Source organism: Nocardioides sp. HB32 (assembly GCF_054058995.1).
In genome coordinates, this window is the sequence record NZ_JBSSBS010000001.1 from 790,699 (window position 1) to 804,951 (window position 14,253).

Below are 14,253 nucleotides of genomic sequence, written 5' to 3' on the forward strand. Positions count from 1 at the left end.
CCCCGACAACCCTCCCGTTTTGTCCCCGTCCTGCGCGGTCGGGTAGTGTTCCCCCTCGGTTCGAGGGCCTATAGCTCAGACGGTTAGAGCGCTTCCCTGATAAGGAAGAGGTCACAGGTTCAAGTCCTGTTAGGCCCACCATCCCGGCCCAGTTCGGCAGTCATCCCGCCCGCCACGAGGGAGCCACCATGAAGAAGATCCTGTTCCTCCTGCTCCTCGTCGGCGGCGCCGTCGTCGTCAAGCGGAAGCTGGACGAAGGCAAGAAGGAGCAGGCGCTCTGGGCCGAGGCGACCGACCCGGTCGAGCGGGCCTGACGCTCGTCCCTGGGGCCTGGCCCCGCACGGGGCCTTGGCGCAATTGGTAGCGCACCTGCTTTGCAAGCAGGGGGTTAGGGGTTCGAGTCCCCTAGGCTCCACCACTCCCGTGGCCGGCTGATCTCCCGTCGAGCGACGCAAATTGGCTGCTCAGCGGCCCGATTCACGACCAGCTCGCGTCACTCGACGGCAAAGACAGCGAGCTCCGACGCGTCGTGGGCGCAGAAGACCGTGACCTCGTCGGAGTGGGACCGCTGGAGCTCGCGGAGGCGCTCCTGGTTCGCGACCCGGCGTTTGTTGTCGACGCCCATCAGGACCTGGAAGGCCCGCAGCGAGTACGGCGCGGCCGGCTCGGACTGCTTCTCGGAGGCGTGGAAGTACGAGTCGCCGGCGTGCAGCAGCCATCCACCGTCGGGCCGGCGTACGGCGACGCCGCAGTGCCCGCGGGTGTGGCCCTGGAGCGGGATGAGGAGCACGTCGTCGGCGAGCGCGGTGACGGAGCCGAAGCCGAACCACTCGTCACCCGGGACGTCATGGGTCACCCAGCGAGGCCCGTGCGCCCGCTGCACGTCGAGGTAGCGGCCCTTCTCGCGCAGGGTCGGATGCAGCGCGGCGTCCAGCTCGTCGGCGAACACGTGCACCCGCGCCGCCGGGAAGTCGGCGAGCCCGCCGACGTGGTCGAGGTCGAGGTGGGTCAGGGCGATGTCGGTGACGTCGGCGGGGTCGTGGCCCAGCGCCCGGACCTGGGCGACCGCCGTCTCGGCGGGGTCGAGCACCGGGCGGACCAGGGCGCGGAACGGTCGGCCGAGCCGCTTCGGGTCGGCACAGTCGGCGGCGCCGAAGCCGGTGTCGACGAGCAGCAGGCCCTCGGGCCGCTCCACCAGCAGGCAGTGCGCGACCATGCGTGGCGCAGCGAGCGGGTTCATGCTCGCGCAGTTGAGGTGCCGGATCGTCATGGCTGCATCCTGCCCGCCTCGGACCCAGGACGCTGACGGTCACGAAGAAGGAGCGCCCTCCCGGGCGTGCAGGTCGCGCACCGTGGGGGAGGTCGTCACCGACGCCGGGTCGGGGTAGGTGCCGAACAGGCGGTCCGTCGTACCGGCCGTGGTGACGGTGAACCAGTAGTGCTCGTTCTTGTAGTGGTGCAGCCGGTGGTTGCGCCACACCGACCGGAACCAGCGGGACCGCGGCCGGTAGTCGCTGTGCACCAGGTAGTGGGTCCACTCGTAGCCGAGCTTGATGCCGTAGACCGCGACCAGCAGGGTGAGCATGCTGGTCCTGGTGGGCATGGCCAGCCAGGCGACCACGACGTACGCCGGGAGCAGCCAGGCCAGGGCGCGCCAGGGGATGAACACCAGCGGGAGGTCGCGCGGGTCGGCGTGGTGGGCGCGGTGCTTGCGCGCGAGGAGCGAGTCGACCTGGACCGGCCCGAGCCGGCGGGGGCGCCAGTGCAGGATGCAGACGTGGATGACCCACTCGATCGCCGGGAACAGCGCGACGAGCCCGGCCGGGACGAGCACCTCCCACCAGGAGCCGGCGCCCGCGAGGACGCGGCCGACGACCGCGGCGAGGAGGAAGGTCCCGATCAGCCAGGGGCTCGGCGCCCGCCAGAACGAGCCCCACGCCGTACCCAGCGAGATGTTGGTACGTCGGGAGCCGGTGATGCGCTGCTCGTCGGCCGCCAGCCGCTCGGCGGCGAGCATCTCGATCTCGGCCGGGGACACCGGGTCCTGTCTCTCCGTCATGACTCCTCCAGCGCGCAGAGGGCGGACAGGATGCTGGTGGTGGCCGGCCGGAGCACCCGGTCGGCCGCGACCCGCGCGGTGTCGGGGTCGCCGGCGCCGATCGCAGCCGTCAGGACCCGGTAGGCGCCGACCTGGCCGACCTCCTCGGCCATCACCGGGGCCAGCGCCTCGAGGGCGGGCTCGTAGGCCGCCCGCAGGCTGTTGAACATCAGGCGGAACACGAGCGAGTCGGCGGCGTCGACCACGTGGTCCCAGAAGGCCAGCGCCTGGAGCTGCCGCTCGATGTCGTCGTCGGTCGCGGCCAGCGCGTCGAGGGTCTCGGTGAGGGTGGCCTCGAGCGCCGGTCCGCCGCGCCCGGCGGCCAGCGCCGCGACCCCGGGCCCGACGACGAGCCGCGCCTCGAGCACGCTGCGGACCACCGCGGTGTCCAGGTCGCCGCCCCGCACGAGCAGCCGGGGCAGCAGGTCGAGGCCGGCGTACCGCCGGAAGTCGCGGACCGTGGTCGCGCCGCCGTGCCGGACGTCGAGCAGCCGGGCCTGGGCCAGCCGCTGCAGCGCCTCGCGGACCGCCGGCCGGGAGACGCCGAGCACCTCTGCCAGCCGGCGCTCGCTGGGCAGCGGCTCACCGGCGGCGATCCCGCCGTCGACGACCTCGGAGAGGACCTGGTCGAAGACCTCGTCGGGCACGGAGCGGCGGGTCACCGGCTGGAGTGGCATGTCCCGGACGGTAGGCAGGGTCGATGAGGTGGTCAAGTGGTCTGACCAGATGGTGGACCCGTACGCTGGCGGCGTGTCCAGCAAGCTCGCCCCGCGGTACTGGGGCGCGCACCTGCTGGCCCTCGTCCTGGTCGCCGCCGCGGTGGGGCTCGGCCTGTGGCAGTACGGCGCGTGGCAGGCGCACCGCGACGCGCAGGCCGCGGACCTGACCAGCGCCAAGCCACTCCCGCTCGACCGGGTGCTCGGCCCGGACGACCCGTTCCCGGGGGACCGGGTCGGCCAGCCGGTGACGGTCTCCGGGACCTGGGTCCCCGACGGCACCGTCTACGTCTCCGGGCGCGAGCGCGACGGCGTCGAGGGGTACTGGGTCGTCACCCCGCTCGCCGTCGGCGGACCGGACGCGCCGGCGCTCCCGGTCGTGCGCGGCTGGGTCGCGCACCCTGACGACGCCCCGGCGCCGCCGACCGGCACGACCGCGCTCCGCGCGTGGCTCCAGCCGCCCGAGGGCACCGGCCAGGCCGACGACGACCCGAGCGACGACGTGCTGCCCCAGCTCCGGATCGCCGACATCATCCAGCACGTCGACCAGGACCTCTACGGCGCGTACGGCGTGGCCGAGGAGCCGGAGCGCGGCCTCGACGCGGCCAGCCTGGAGCAGCTGCCCGACGTGGGCGCACTGACCAGCATCCGCAACCTGCTCTACGCGATCGAGTGGTGGTTCTTCGGCGCGTTCGCGGTGTTCATCTGGTGGCGCTGGGTGACCGAGACCCCCGAGAAGGAGCGCGAGGAGGACTCCGGGGACGTCCCCGTAGGCTGAGCCTGTGAAGCTGTTCCAGACCTACCGCGTGCTCGCGTTCATCGTCGGCGTGCTGCTCGCATTCTGCTCGTTCGTGGCGCTGCCGCTGCGCTACCTGCCCACCCAGGGCTCGGACCTGCAGCAGCTCGGCGAGACCCTGAGCCTGCTGTGGATCGCGCACGGCTGGGTGTTCATGGCGTACGTCGTGGTCACGTTCCTGCTCTCCCGCAAGCTGCGGTGGTCGATCGTCTTCACCCTGCTCAACCTCGCCGCCGGCCTGATCCCGCTGCTGATCTTCTGGATGGAGCACCAGGTCAACCTCAAGGTGCGTGCCGAGCACCCGGAGCTCGTGACACCCTCGGCTGTGTGACCACGGCGTTCGTCCTCGGCGGCGGCGGCGTCCTCGGCGCCGTCGAGGTCGGCATGCTCCGCGCCCTGCTCGAGCGCGGGGTCACCCCCGACGTGGTACTCGGCACCAGCGTCGGTGCGCTCAACGGCGCGATGGTCGCCCGCGAGCCCCGGATCTCGGTGATCGACAAGCTGACCGAGCTCTGGCGGGGCGTCGGCCAGGCACAGGGCCCGCAGGTGTACGGCGACTCCGCGCTGCGGACCGTCCGGCGGGCGATGGCCACCGGCACCCACCTCTGGTCCTCCAAGCCGCTGCGCCAGGCGCTCGACGACGAGTTCGGCGGGATCACGTTCGAGGAGCTGCCGGTGCGGTTCCAGGTCTGCGCGGCCAGCATCGAGCGGGCGGCGGAGCACTGGTTCGACAGCGGGCCGGTGGTGCCGGCGGTCGTCGCGAGCGCCGCCGTACCCGGACTGCTGCCGCCCGCGCAGGTCGACGGCGAGCACTATCTCGACGGCGGCATCGTGAACTCCATCCCGCTCGGCCGCGCGGTCCAGCTCGGTGCGACGCGGGTGTTCGTGCTCCAGGTCGGCCGCATCGACCGTCCGCTCACCGTGCCACGCCGGCCGTGGGAGGTGGCGCGGGTGTCGTTCGAGATCGCCCGCCGGCACCGCTTCAACCGCGAGCTCGAGGAGCTGCCCGCGAGCGTGGAGGCGCACGTGCTGCCGGCCCGCGGGACCTCGGGCAAGGACGACAGCCTCATGGGGAGCAGGGACTTCTCCGGCGTCCAGCAGCGGATCGACGAGACGTACGCCGCCTCCGTCGCGTACCTGGACCAGCACACATGAGGTGGGCCCTGCGACGGCTGGTGATCGCGCCGCTGGTCGTCGGGCTCACCGTGCTGCTGTGGGTGACGCTGCCGCTCTGGGTGATCGGCGCGGCAGCGCTCTCGCCCGTCCTGCCCGGGCGGCTGCGCCCGCTGCGCATCATGTGGGTCGCGATCGTCTACCTCACCTGCGAGGCGCTGCTGCTGCCGGTGATGCTCGGGCTGTGGATCGCGTCGGGGTTCGGGTGGCGGCTGCGCACGCCGTACTTCGAGGGCATCCACTACGACCTGGTGCAGGGCACGATGTGGGTGTTCTTCCGCGAGGCCCGGCGGGTGCTCCGGCTGAGCATCGAGACCGAGGGCCCGACGCCCGCGGCGTACCCCGGGCGCCCGATCCTGGTCTGCTGCCGGCACGCCGGGCCCGGTGACTCGTTCGTGCTGATCCACACGCTGATGGCGTGGTACGACCGCGAGCCCCGCGTCGTCCTCAAGGACACCCTCGCCTGGGACCCGGCCATCGACGTTCTGCTGAACCGGATCCCCGCCCGCTTCATCACCCCCGACCCGGGTCACGGCGACCGGCTCGAGGACCAGATCGCCTCGCTGGCCACCGGTCTGGACGGGAACGACGCGTTCGTGATCTTCCCCGAGGGCGGCAACTTCACCCCGCGCCGCCGCCAGAAGGCGATCGACCGGCTCCGCCGTCTGGGCCTCGAGCGGATGGCCCAGCGGGCCGAGCGGATGGTCCATGTGCTCCCACCGCGGCCCGGCGGCCTCCTCGCGGCGCTGGACGCCGCGCCGGAGGCGGACGTCGTGCTCGTCGCGCACACCGGCCTCGACCACCTCGTCACGGTCGGCGACATCTGGCGCGAGCTGCCGATGGACAAGCGCGTCGTGATGCGCTGGTGGCAGGTGCCGCGGGCCGAGATCCCGGCCGGCCGCGACGCGCGGATCGAGTGGCTGTTCGGGTGGTGGGAGCGGATCGACGACTGGATCGCCGAGAACCGCCCCTAGCCCTCGCTCGCGCTACTTCTGGTCGTCGACGTCCACGACGTCGGCCGGGTCGTCCGGCGTGGTCACCGGGTGCGGCGCCTCGGCCGAGTCGGCGATCGCCTCGTCGGGCGACGCACCGCCGGTGTCCTTCTCCGGCGCCGGGCGCGGCGCGGGCGTCGGCGTGTACGACGACTGCCAGTTGTCGCTCTGGCCCCTGCCCTGCAGCTTCTTGACGAGGAACGCAGCGGCGGCGGCGATGCCGGTGAAGATGAGCAGCTTCTTCAGCTTGCCGCCCTTCTTCTCCTTGGTCGTGGCAACGGCGTCGACCTTCTCGGCGGCGGCCTGGGCGCCGGCGGCCGCCTTCTCGGCGGCGATGCTCGCGCCAGCGGCGATCTTCTCCGCGGCGATCGCCGCTCCTGACGCCACGACCGGTGCGGCCTTCGCGCGGGCGTCCGCGATCACGGGCGCGGCCTTGGCCTTGGCGTCGGCGAGCGCCGGGCCGGCCTTGGCCTTCGCGTCGGCGAGCGCCGGGCCCGCCTTCTCCTTGGCGGTGGCGACAGCGGACTCCAGCTGCGGCTTCACCTGCTCGGCGTACTGGGAGACGGTGTCGGTCGCCTGGTCGAGGAGGGACTTGTTCTTGCGCGAACCCATCGTCGGCACTTCCTCTCGTCGTGTCTTGTCATTCGATCATGACACCCGGGAGCCAACCGCCGTCCGGCCACCACGTGGTCCGCTTGGCGGGCCGTGCGAGGATCAGGGACGCACATTGCCCGAGGTACGCCCAGGGTGTACCCACCAGATGCGAGAGGCACTCATGGCTGACCAGGCCGTTCTCAAGACCAACCGGGGCGACATCACGCTGAACCTGTTCCCCGACCACGCCCCCGAGACCGTCGCGAACTTCACCGGTCTCGCCGAGGGCACCAAGCCGTACGACGCCGGCAACGGCAGCACCGGACCGTTCTACGACGGCCTCACCTTCCACCGGGTCATCTCGGGCTTCATGATCCAGGGCGGCTGCCCGCTCGGCACCGGCACCGGCGGTCCCGGCTACACGTTCAAGGACGAGCCCCACCCGGAGCTGACCTTCGACAAGCCGTACCTGCTGGCCATGGCGAACGCCGGCCCGGGCACCAACGGCTCGCAGTTCTTCGTCACCGTGGGCGCCACCCCGTGGCTGAACTTCAAGCACACCATCTTCGGAGAGGTCGCCGACCAGGCCTCGCGCGACGTCGTGGACGCGATCGCGACGACCCCGACCGGGCCGGGCGACCGGCCGGCCGAGCCGGTCGTCATCGAGTCCGTCCAGATCGTCCGCGGCTGACCTTGGCGCAGCCGCCGACCCCCGAGACCGGGGTGCCGACCTGCTACCGGCACCCCGGCCGGGAGTCACACATCCGCTGCCAGCGCTGCAACCGGTCGATCTGCCCGGACTGCATGCGGGACGCCTCGGTCGGCTTCCAGTGCCCCGAGTGCGTCGCCGAGGGCAAGCGCGCCACCCGGGCCGGCCGCACCGCCTTCGGCGGGCTGCGGCCCACGAACGCCGCCATCACGTCGTTCGTCCTGATCGGCATCAACGCCGCCGTCTGGCTGGCGATCGTCGCGACCGGCGGCAGCACGAGCCGGCTGCTGCGCCTGTTCGAGCTGCGCGCCAAGGGCTACTGCGACCTCGGGAACGGGCTGATGAGCGTCCGTGCCGACGAGGCCACCTGCGTGGCCCACGGTGCCACCTGGGCCCCGGGGGTGTCGGACGGCGCCTACTGGCAGCTGCTCACCAGCACGTTCACCCACGTCGCCCTGCTGCACATCGCGTTCAACATGTTCGCCCTCTACATCCTCGGCCCCCAGCTCGAGATGGTGATCGGCCGCGCGCGGTTCCTCGCGCTGTACCTGCTCTCCGGACTGGCGGGGTCCGCGCTGGTCTACTGGGCGGCTCCGGAGTACCAGGCGACGGTGGGGGCCTCCGGCGCGATCTTCGGCCTGATGGGCGCGCTGCTCGTCGTCGCGCTGAAGCTGCGCGCGAACGTGCAGGGCATCCTCGTCTGGATCGGCATCAACTTCTTCCTGACGATCAGCGTCAGCGGCATCTCCTGGCAGGGCCACCTCGGCGGCTTCGCCGGGGGCATCGTGATCGCCGGGATCCTGGTCTACGCCCCCCGCGGACCCCGCCGTACCGCGTTCCAGGTGTCCGGGTTGGTCGCCGTCGGCGCGCTGATCGTGCTGGCGATCGTGCTGCGCACCGCCGCGCTCAGCTGAGGGCCGGGATGGATCCCCGGTGAGCCGGGGATCCCGTCGGTTATGGGGCATTGCAACGCCCGCCAAGCGTACGAAGTGCCCGGGCAGTACGCCGGGCAGCGAGACCGCCGGAAGTGCACAGGTGCTGAGGGCGGGGATGGATCCCCGGTGAGCCGGGGATCCCGTCGGTTATGGGGCATTGCAACGCCCGCCAAGCGTACGAAGTGCCCGGGCAGTACGCCGGGCAGCGCGACCGCCGGAAGTGCACAGCTGTGGAATCTCCTGTGGAGAACTACATGCATGTAGTTCTGCACAGGGATATCCCCAGCTGTGCAGAACGCCGGCCACCCGAGGGGTGACCGGCGTTCGACGAGGCGGAAGGGCGGGTCTCACTCCCACCGGGTGGCGAAGGTGAAGCCGACGGCCATGAAGCCGATGCCGACGACCAGGTTCTTCTGCCCGAGGTCGTTGAAGACCGGGATGTCGGAGATGTTGTTGCTGAACACGTAGTACGTGCAGATCCACAGCAGCCCGACGAGGAAGCACCCGAGCATCCCGACCACGACGCCGCGGCCGCGGCCGAGCGGGGTCGAGGGGTGCGCGGTGAGCGCGAGCCCGACGAGCAGCAGGCCGAAGCCGATCAGGTAGTTCCAGTTGCCGAGGTCGGCCATGAACGTCGGGCTGCCCGGGTCGGGCGCCGGGAACGCGGTCGGGTCGACGCGCACCGCGATGTAGTAGTAGGCGATCCAGGCGACGCCCAGCACCATCAGCACGATGGCGACCACGAAGCGCGGCGTGAGGATCGGGCCCCGGGCGGGGGCGAGGGGGTCGAGCTTGGCCTTGGCCACGGGTGCTCCTGGATCATGGTGGGTCGAGGACTCCGGGTTACCTTAGTCGTCGTGACCGGAGGATCCCACGTGCAGCCCCCGGAGTCGGCGGACTCCGGGCATCGGCGCCGTCGCTTCATCCCCGCACAGCCGCGCCGTCCGCGGGGCGTCTGGCGGATCGGTACGCCGGTGGTCGTGCTGCTGTGCGGCGGCCTCTTCGTCGTGAGCGCCGCGAACAGCGACGGCACCGACCTGCGCCCGGGGCGCTACACCGACCTCGCGTCGCTGGTGAAGGACGAGTCCGACCAGTACGACGGGCTCAAGCGGCAGGTCTCCGACCTCGACGCGCAGGTGCAGTCGCTGAGCGCCGGCATGAGCGACCGCGAGGTCAACCGGCTCCACCGGCGGGTCACCGAGCTCAAGGACCCCGCCGGCCTCGAGCCGCGCAGCGGCCCGGGCCTCACGGTCACCCTCTCGGACGCGCCCGAGGACGTCATCAACTCGACCACCGGCAACGTCAACCTGCTGCTGGTGCACCAGCAGGACATCCAGGCCGTGGTGAACGCGCTCTGGAAGGGTGGTGCCACCGCCGTCACGGTCGAGGGCCAGCGGATCGTGTCGACCACCGGCATCAAGTGCGAGGGCAACGCCGTCCAGCTGCAAGGCGTGCCGTACCCGCAGCCCTACGAGATCCAGGCGGTCGGCGACCAGGGGTCGCTGCTGATGGCGATCGAGGACGACTCCTACCTGCAGGCCTACCGCGAGCAGGCCGCCGACCCCGCGATCTCGGTCGGCTGGGACCTCCAGCTCGAGCCGACCGTCAGCGCGCCGGCGTACGACGGGCTGCTGGACCTCAGTTTCGCCGTACCGCTCGATGGTGGGACGGCGGGCTGACCCGGTGCCCGTCACCCGGCAGCAGCACGCTGGGGCTCTCGGTCGGTGACGACGGGGTCTCGCTCGGGGACGGCGACTCCGACGGCTCGAAGCTCGACACCACGATCGTCACCGTCGTCCCCTGGTCGGCGGTCTGGCCGCCCCGAGGCGACTGGCTGAGCACCGTGCCGGCCGGTTCGGTCGTGTTCGGGTTCTCGATGACCTCGACCTGGAAGCCGGCGTTGCGGATCTTGTTCTTCGCCTCCGGCTGCATCAGCCCGACGACGTCCGGGATCTGCTCCGGACCGTCGGAGTAGAAGACCGTGACCGTCGTGCCGTCCGCCACCGTCTCGCCCTGCGAGGGCTCGGTGCGGATCACGATGCCGGCGTCCTCGTCGGAGTCCTCCTCCTGGAGGCGGACGACCAGGCCCGCCTGCTCGAGGTGCGCCTTCGCCTCCTCCTTGGTCATGTCCACCACGAACGGCACCTGCACCTCGGGCTTCCCGAGCGAGACCACCAGGTCGACGGCGGTGTCCGGATCGACGTACTCGTCGGCGTCCGGGTCCTGGCTGATCACCTTGCCGGCCGGGACGGTGTCGCTGTTCTCGCGGTCGATGTTGCCGACCGCGAGCCCGGCGTCGCCGATCAGGGAGCGCGCCTGGTTCTCCGACTTGCCGGTCACGTTGGGCGTCGGCACCTGCTCCGGCGCCGACTCGAAGAGCCGGGGCATCAGGTACGCCGCGCCCGCGATCAGCACGATGAGCAGCAGCCCGAGGGCGATCAGCAGTCCCGTGCGCCCGCGGTTGTCGTCGTCCTCGTCGATCGGGGCGGCGGGGACGACGGCGGTCGCCGCGGTCGGGTAGGAGGGCGTGGTCGGCGGCACCGGCGGCGGGATCGGTGCCTGCACGGGCCGCCCGGCGAGGTAGCGCTCGATGTCGCTGCGCATGGCGGCGGCCGACTGGTAGCGGTCCTCGACCCGCTTCGCGAGGGCCTTCATCACGACCGCGTCGATCTCGGGCGGGAGGTCGGTGTCGTGGTCCGACGGGGGCACGGCGGGCTCGCGGACGTGCTGGTAGGCGACCGCGACCGGGCTGTCGCCGACGAACGGCGGCCGCCCGGTGAGGAGCTCGTAGAGCAGGCAGCCGGCGGAGTAGACGTCGGAGCGCGAGTCGACGGTCTCGCCCCGGGCCTGCTCGGGGGAGAGGTACTGCGCGGTGCCGACCACGGCTGCGGTCTGCGTCATCGTCGACGAGGCGTCGCTGATCGCGCGGGCGATGCCGAAGTCCATCACCTTCACGTCGCCGGTCGGCGTGAGCATCACGTTGCCGGGCTTGATGTCGCGGTGGATGATCCCGGCGCGGTGGCTGTAGTCCAGCGCGGACAGCACGCCGCTGGTGATCTCGAGGGCACGCTCGGGCAGGATCTTGCGGCCCTCGCGGAGGATGTCGCGCAGGGTGCGACCCGCGACGTACTCCATCACGATGTAGGGCTGGGAGACGCCGGACCCGTCGGCCGCCGGCTCCTCGCCGGTGTCGTAGACCGCGACGATCGCGGGGTGGTTCAACGAGGCCGCGGACTGCGCCTCGCGGCGGAACCGCGCCTGGAACGTCGCGTCGCTGGCCAGGTCGGTGCGCAGCCGCTTGACCGCCACGACCCGACCGAGCCGGGTGTCGGTGCCCTTGCGCACCTCGGCCATGCCGCCGCGTCCCAGGAGCTCTCCGAGCTCGTAGCGCCCACCGATCAGGTGCGGCTCTTGGTTGCTCATCGAGGGGTGTCCTTTGCCTGACTGCTCGAGGTGGCGGAGGGTTCGACGGCCGCCGGTGACGCACTGGACGTCGTCGCGGTGTCCGACGGGGTCGAGGTGTCGCTCGGCGTGGGCGTAGGCGTGGGCGTGGGCGTGGGCGTGTCCGACTCGGTCGGCGTGGGCGTCGGCGTGTCCGACGGGGTCGGGGTGGGTGTGGGGGTGGAGGTCGGCGTCGGCGACGTGGTCGTCGGCTCCGAGGTGGGCGTCGTGTCGGACTTCGGGTGCGACGCGGTCGGGGAGTGCGTGGGCTCGTCGGTGGGCGCCTCGTCGTCCATCGCCTGGGCGATGAGCACGACCGCCAGGATGACGACCACCACCAGGGCGAGGACGGCGAGCACCGGCCAGAGCGCGCTCCGGTGCCGCACCCGCTCGTCGTCCTCGGGCAGGTGCCCCGCGGTCGGGCCCGGGACGACCGGTGCCATCACCATCGTCTCGCTCGCGGGTGGCGGGGCGGCCGCCTGGGTGACCGCGGTGTGCGGGTCCCGGAGAGCGGCGGCGAAGGCCGCCCCGTCGGCGAACCGGTCCTGGGGCAGCTTCGCCATCGACCGGCGTACGACGGCGGCCAGGTCGCCCGGCACCGTCTCGGGCAGCTCCGGCACCGGCTCCCGCAGGTGCGCGAGGGCGGTCGCCACGGCGGTGTCGGCCTGGAACGGCCGGTGGCCCGCGAGGCACTCGAACGCGACGACGCCGAGGGAGTACACGTCAGACGCCGGCGTCGCGGTCTGGCCCTGGGCCTGCTCGGGCGAGAGGTACTGCGGGGTCCCCATCACCTCGCCGGTCTGCGTCAGGCCCAGCCCCTCGGCCGCGCGCGCGATGCCGAAGTCGGTGACCTTGACCCGGCGGTCCGGGGTGACGAGGAGGTTCGCGGGCTTCACGTCGCGGTGCACGATCCCGGCGGCGTGCGCCGCGCCCAGCCCGTCGGCGGCCTGGGTGAGCAGCTCGCGGACGGCGTCCGGGTCCATCGGGGTGTCGGGGCGCAGCACCGCGGAGAGCGGCTGCCCGTCGACCAGCTCCATCACCAGGAACGGCCGGCCGCCGCCCGATCCGTAGTCGTAGACCGTGGCGATGTTCGGGTGGTGCAACGAGCCGGCGTGCTGGGCCTCGACCTCGAAGCGGGCCCGGAACGACGGGTCGTCGGCGTACTCGTTCTTGAGGACCTTGACCGCCACCTCGCGGCCCAGGTTGGTGTCCGTCGCGCGCCACACCTCGCCCATGCCGCCGGTCGCGATCCGGGCGTCGAGGCGGTACCGCTGGGCGTCGTCGGCGTACGTCGGAGGTGCGCCGGGTGTCTCCGTCACTTGATCACCGCCTCCATCACGGCCTTCGCGATCGGGCCGCCGAGCAGGCCGCCCGCGATCTCGTCGCGGGGGATGTCGGCGTTCTGGATCATCACGGCCACCGCGACCTGGGGGTTCTCGGCGGGTGCGAAGGAGATGAACCACGCGTACGGCGACTTGTCGGTCTGCCCGGTCTGGGCGGTCCCGGTCTTGCCGGCGACGTCGATGCCGGGGATCGCGGCCGGCGACGCGGTGCCGTTCTGGACCGTCGAGACCATCAGCTTGGTGACCTCGCTGGCCGTCGTCGACGACACCGCCTTCGAGAGCTCCTGGGGGTCGGTCTTGTCGAGCACGTCGAGGTCGGCGGAGAGCTCCTCGTCGACGAGGTAGGGCCGCATCACGGTGCCGCCGTTCGCGAGCCCGGCGGCGACCATCGCCATCTGCAGGGGCGTGGCCGAGACGTCGAACTGGCCGAAGCCGGTCTGTCCCAGCTGGGCCTCGTCGATCTCGGTCGGGAACACCGACTCGGCCTGCGGCGTCAGGTCGTCGAAGTAGTGGCTGTTGAAGCCGAAGCCCTCCGCGGTCTTGGCCATGTCGTCGGCGCCGACCTGCCCGGCGATCTGGGCGAACGAGGTGTTGCAGGACTGCTCCATCGCCTGCGTGAACGGGATCTTCGAGCCGTTCGCGCCGCAGGAGCGGCCCTCGTTGTCGATCAGGCCGGTGGGCCCGTGCGTCAGCGGGAGCTGGTAGGTCACGCCGCCGGGCACCGAGTCCTCGGCGGTGTACAGACCCTTGTCGATGGCCGCCGCCGCGGTGACGACCTTGAACGTCGAGCCCGGGGGGAGCCGGGTCTGGATGGCCCGGTTCAGCAGCGGCTGGGTCGGGTCGGCGTTCAGCGTCTTGAACTGCTGGGTGACCTGCGTGAGGTCGTGCGAGGCGAGCTTGTTGGGGTCGTAGGTCGGCAGCGAGACCATCGCCAGCACCTTGCCGGTGTTCGGCTCGAGGGCGACCACGGCGCCCTGGACGTTCGGGCCGAGCCCCTTGAGCCCGTTGTACGCCGCGTCCTGCGCCTTCGGGTCGACCGTGAGCAGCACGTTGCCGCCCTTCGGCGGGTTGTTGCTGAGCAGGTCCACCAGCTTGGTGACGAACAGCCGCGAGTCGTCGCCGGAGAGCACGTCGTTCTGGGTGCGCTCGATGCCGGTGGAGCTGTAGTAGGAGAACCAGCCGGTGATCGGGGCGTACTCCAGCGGCTTCGGGTAGGACCGCTGGAACTTGTACTCGTCGTCGGACGGCTTGCTCTGCGCGACCGCGCTCCGGCCGACCTGGATCGCCCCGCGCTCGCGGGAGTACGACGCCACCAGCACCCGCCGGTTGCGCGGGTCGTCGTTGAGCTTGCCCGCCTTCCAGTACTGGAGGTAGGTCGCGTTGACCATCAGCGCCAGGAACAGCAGGAGGCAGAAGATCGAGATGGTGCGGATCGGCTTGTTCATCGCGGCATCAC

At 71.7% G+C, this 14,253-nt stretch carries 16 protein-coding genes and 2 tRNA genes; 10 read left to right on the plus strand and 8 right to left on the minus strand.

Going from position 1 to position 14,253, the window contains the following annotated elements; genetic code table 11:
- Positions 1-64 precede the first annotated feature (64 nt).
- The 3 genes from ACVW2K_RS04035 to ACVW2K_RS04045 all read left to right on the plus strand — a co-directional run bounded on the left by ACVW2K_RS04035 (position 65) and on the right by ACVW2K_RS04045 (position 418).
- Positions 65-141 (plus strand) — tRNA-Ile (locus tag ACVW2K_RS04035).
- Between the two features lie 47 nt (positions 142-188).
- Positions 189-314, plus strand: a complete 126-nt coding sequence (locus ACVW2K_RS04040) for a DLW-39 family protein (protein ID WP_457201629.1) — start codon at positions 189-191, stop codon at positions 312-314.
- A gap of 28 nt (positions 315-342) precedes the next feature.
- Positions 343-418 (plus strand) — tRNA-Ala (locus ACVW2K_RS04045).
- Between the two features lie 75 nt (positions 419-493).
- Here ACVW2K_RS04045 and ACVW2K_RS04050 read toward each other — a convergent pair.
- The 3 genes from ACVW2K_RS04050 to ACVW2K_RS04060 are packed head-to-tail and all read right to left on the minus strand — an operon-like array spanning position 494 to position 2,775.
- Entirely contained in the window at positions 494-1,270 is a 777-nt protein-coding gene (locus ACVW2K_RS04050) for an MBL fold metallo-hydrolase (RefSeq protein WP_457201630.1), read from the minus strand.
- A gap of 39 nt (positions 1,271-1,309) precedes the next feature.
- Positions 1,310-2,059, minus strand: a complete 750-nt coding sequence (locus ACVW2K_RS04055; protein ID WP_457201631.1) for a sterol desaturase family protein — start codon at positions 2,057-2,059, stop codon at positions 1,310-1,312.
- Complete coding sequence (locus ACVW2K_RS04060; protein ID WP_457201632.1) at positions 2,056-2,775, minus strand: FadR/GntR family transcriptional regulator; 720 nt, start codon at positions 2,773-2,775, stop codon at positions 2,056-2,058. Before ACVW2K_RS04060 ends, ACVW2K_RS04055 begins: the two co-directional genes overlap by 4 nt.
- A gap of 73 nt (positions 2,776-2,848) precedes the next feature.
- On the opposite strand from ACVW2K_RS04060, the gene ACVW2K_RS04065 reads away from it, so the two are divergent.
- Genes ACVW2K_RS04065 through ACVW2K_RS04080 form a run of 4 tightly spaced genes read left to right on the plus strand, consistent with a single transcriptional unit; the run spans position 2,849 to position 5,757 of the window.
- Positions 2,849-3,592, plus strand: coding sequence for an SURF1 family protein (locus ACVW2K_RS04065; protein ID WP_457201633.1), 744 nt, complete (start codon positions 2,849-2,851; stop codon positions 3,590-3,592).
- Between the two features lie 4 nt (positions 3,593-3,596).
- The gene (locus tag ACVW2K_RS04070) at positions 3,597-3,941 is read left to right on the plus strand and encodes a DUF3817 domain-containing protein (protein WP_457201634.1); all 345 of its coding nucleotides are present in this window, start codon (positions 3,597-3,599) and stop codon (positions 3,939-3,941) included.
- Complete coding sequence (locus tag ACVW2K_RS04075) at positions 3,938-4,765, plus strand: patatin-like phospholipase family protein (RefSeq protein ID WP_457201635.1); 828 nt, start codon at positions 3,938-3,940, stop codon at positions 4,763-4,765. Before ACVW2K_RS04070 ends, ACVW2K_RS04075 begins: the two co-directional genes overlap by 4 nt.
- Complete coding sequence (locus ACVW2K_RS04080) at positions 4,762-5,757, plus strand: 1-acyl-sn-glycerol-3-phosphate acyltransferase (RefSeq protein ID WP_457201636.1); 996 nt, start codon at positions 4,762-4,764, stop codon at positions 5,755-5,757. Before ACVW2K_RS04075 ends, ACVW2K_RS04080 begins: the two co-directional genes overlap by 4 nt.
- Positions 5,758-5,769: 12 nt before the next feature.
- Here the strand turns inward: ACVW2K_RS04080 and ACVW2K_RS04085 are convergent, their stop codons facing one another.
- Entirely contained in the window at positions 5,770-6,387 is a 618-nt protein-coding gene (locus tag ACVW2K_RS04085; RefSeq protein WP_028637898.1) for a hypothetical protein, read from the minus strand.
- 163 nt (positions 6,388-6,550) lie between these two features.
- Between ACVW2K_RS04085 and ACVW2K_RS04090 the strand changes: the two genes are divergently transcribed.
- Together ACVW2K_RS04090 and ACVW2K_RS04095 are read left to right on the plus strand one after the other, a co-directional pair.
- A complete protein-coding gene (locus ACVW2K_RS04090; protein WP_028637899.1) occupies positions 6,551-7,060 on the plus strand; it encodes a peptidylprolyl isomerase in 510 nt (169 codons plus the stop codon).
- Between the two features lie 2 nt (positions 7,061-7,062).
- A complete protein-coding gene (locus tag ACVW2K_RS04095) occupies positions 7,063-7,992 on the plus strand; it encodes a rhomboid family intramembrane serine protease (RefSeq protein WP_457201637.1) in 930 nt (309 codons plus the stop codon).
- 368 nt (positions 7,993-8,360) lie between these two features.
- Here ACVW2K_RS04095 and ACVW2K_RS04100 read toward each other — a convergent pair whose 3' ends face one another.
- The gene (locus ACVW2K_RS04100; RefSeq protein WP_028637901.1) at positions 8,361-8,819 is read right to left on the minus strand and encodes a cell division protein CrgA; all 459 of its coding nucleotides are present in this window, start codon (positions 8,817-8,819) and stop codon (positions 8,361-8,363) included.
- A gap of 51 nt (positions 8,820-8,870) precedes the next feature.
- Between ACVW2K_RS04100 and ACVW2K_RS04105 the strand changes: the two genes are divergently transcribed.
- Positions 8,871-9,692, plus strand: a complete 822-nt coding sequence (locus ACVW2K_RS04105) for a DUF881 domain-containing protein (protein ID WP_457201638.1) — start codon at positions 8,871-8,873, stop codon at positions 9,690-9,692.
- Here the strand turns inward: ACVW2K_RS04105 and pknB are convergent.
- The 3 genes from pknB to ACVW2K_RS04120 are packed head-to-tail and all read right to left on the minus strand — an operon-like array spanning position 9,652 to position 14,242.
- Positions 9,652-11,436: a Stk1 family PASTA domain-containing Ser/Thr kinase gene (gene pknB / locus ACVW2K_RS04110; RefSeq protein ID WP_457201639.1), complete on the minus strand. Its 1,785-nt coding sequence runs from the start codon at positions 11,434-11,436 to the stop codon at positions 9,652-9,654. The two genes, ACVW2K_RS04105 and pknB, sit on opposite strands and share 41 nt — an antisense overlap.
- Positions 11,433-12,773, minus strand: a complete 1,341-nt coding sequence (locus ACVW2K_RS04115; protein ID WP_457201640.1) for a serine/threonine-protein kinase — start codon at positions 12,771-12,773, stop codon at positions 11,433-11,435. Before ACVW2K_RS04115 ends, pknB begins: the two co-directional genes overlap by 4 nt.
- Positions 12,770-14,242: a peptidoglycan D,D-transpeptidase FtsI family protein gene (locus ACVW2K_RS04120; RefSeq protein WP_457201641.1), complete on the minus strand. Its 1,473-nt coding sequence runs from the start codon at positions 14,240-14,242 to the stop codon at positions 12,770-12,772. The genes ACVW2K_RS04115 and ACVW2K_RS04120 overlap by 4 nt, the downstream gene beginning before the upstream one ends.
- Positions 14,243-14,253 lie beyond the last annotated feature (11 nt).

Excerpts from the sequence above, each read along its gene's own strand:
- ACVW2K_RS04040 (WP_457201629.1), top strand. The coding sequence starts at position 189 with ATGAAGAAGATCCTGTTCCTCCTGCTCCTCGTCGGCGGCGCCGTCGTC.
- ACVW2K_RS04050 (WP_457201630.1), bottom strand. The coding sequence starts at position 1,270 with ATGACGATCCGGCACCTCAACTGCGCGAGCATGAACCCGCTCGCTGCG.
- ACVW2K_RS04085 (WP_028637898.1), bottom strand. The coding sequence starts at position 6,387 with ATGGGTTCGCGCAAGAACAAGTCCCTCCTCGACCAGGCGACCGACACC.
- ACVW2K_RS04055 (WP_457201631.1), bottom strand. The coding sequence starts at position 2,059 with ATGACGGAGAGACAGGACCCGGTGTCCCCGGCCGAGATCGAGATGCTC.
- ACVW2K_RS04090 (WP_028637899.1), top strand. The coding sequence starts at position 6,551 with ATGGCTGACCAGGCCGTTCTCAAGACCAACCGGGGCGACATCACGCTG.
- ACVW2K_RS04060 (WP_457201632.1), bottom strand. The coding sequence starts at position 2,775 with ATGCCACTCCAGCCGGTGACCCGCCGCTCCGTGCCCGACGAGGTCTTC.
- pknB (WP_457201639.1), bottom strand. The coding sequence starts at position 11,436 with ATGAGCAACCAAGAGCCGCACCTGATCGGTGGGCGCTACGAGCTCGGA.
- ACVW2K_RS04120 (WP_457201641.1), bottom strand. The coding sequence starts at position 14,242 with ATGAACAAGCCGATCCGCACCATCTCGATCTTCTGCCTCCTGCTGTTC.
- ACVW2K_RS04080 (WP_457201636.1), top strand. The coding sequence starts at position 4,762 with ATGAGGTGGGCCCTGCGACGGCTGGTGATCGCGCCGCTGGTCGTCGGG.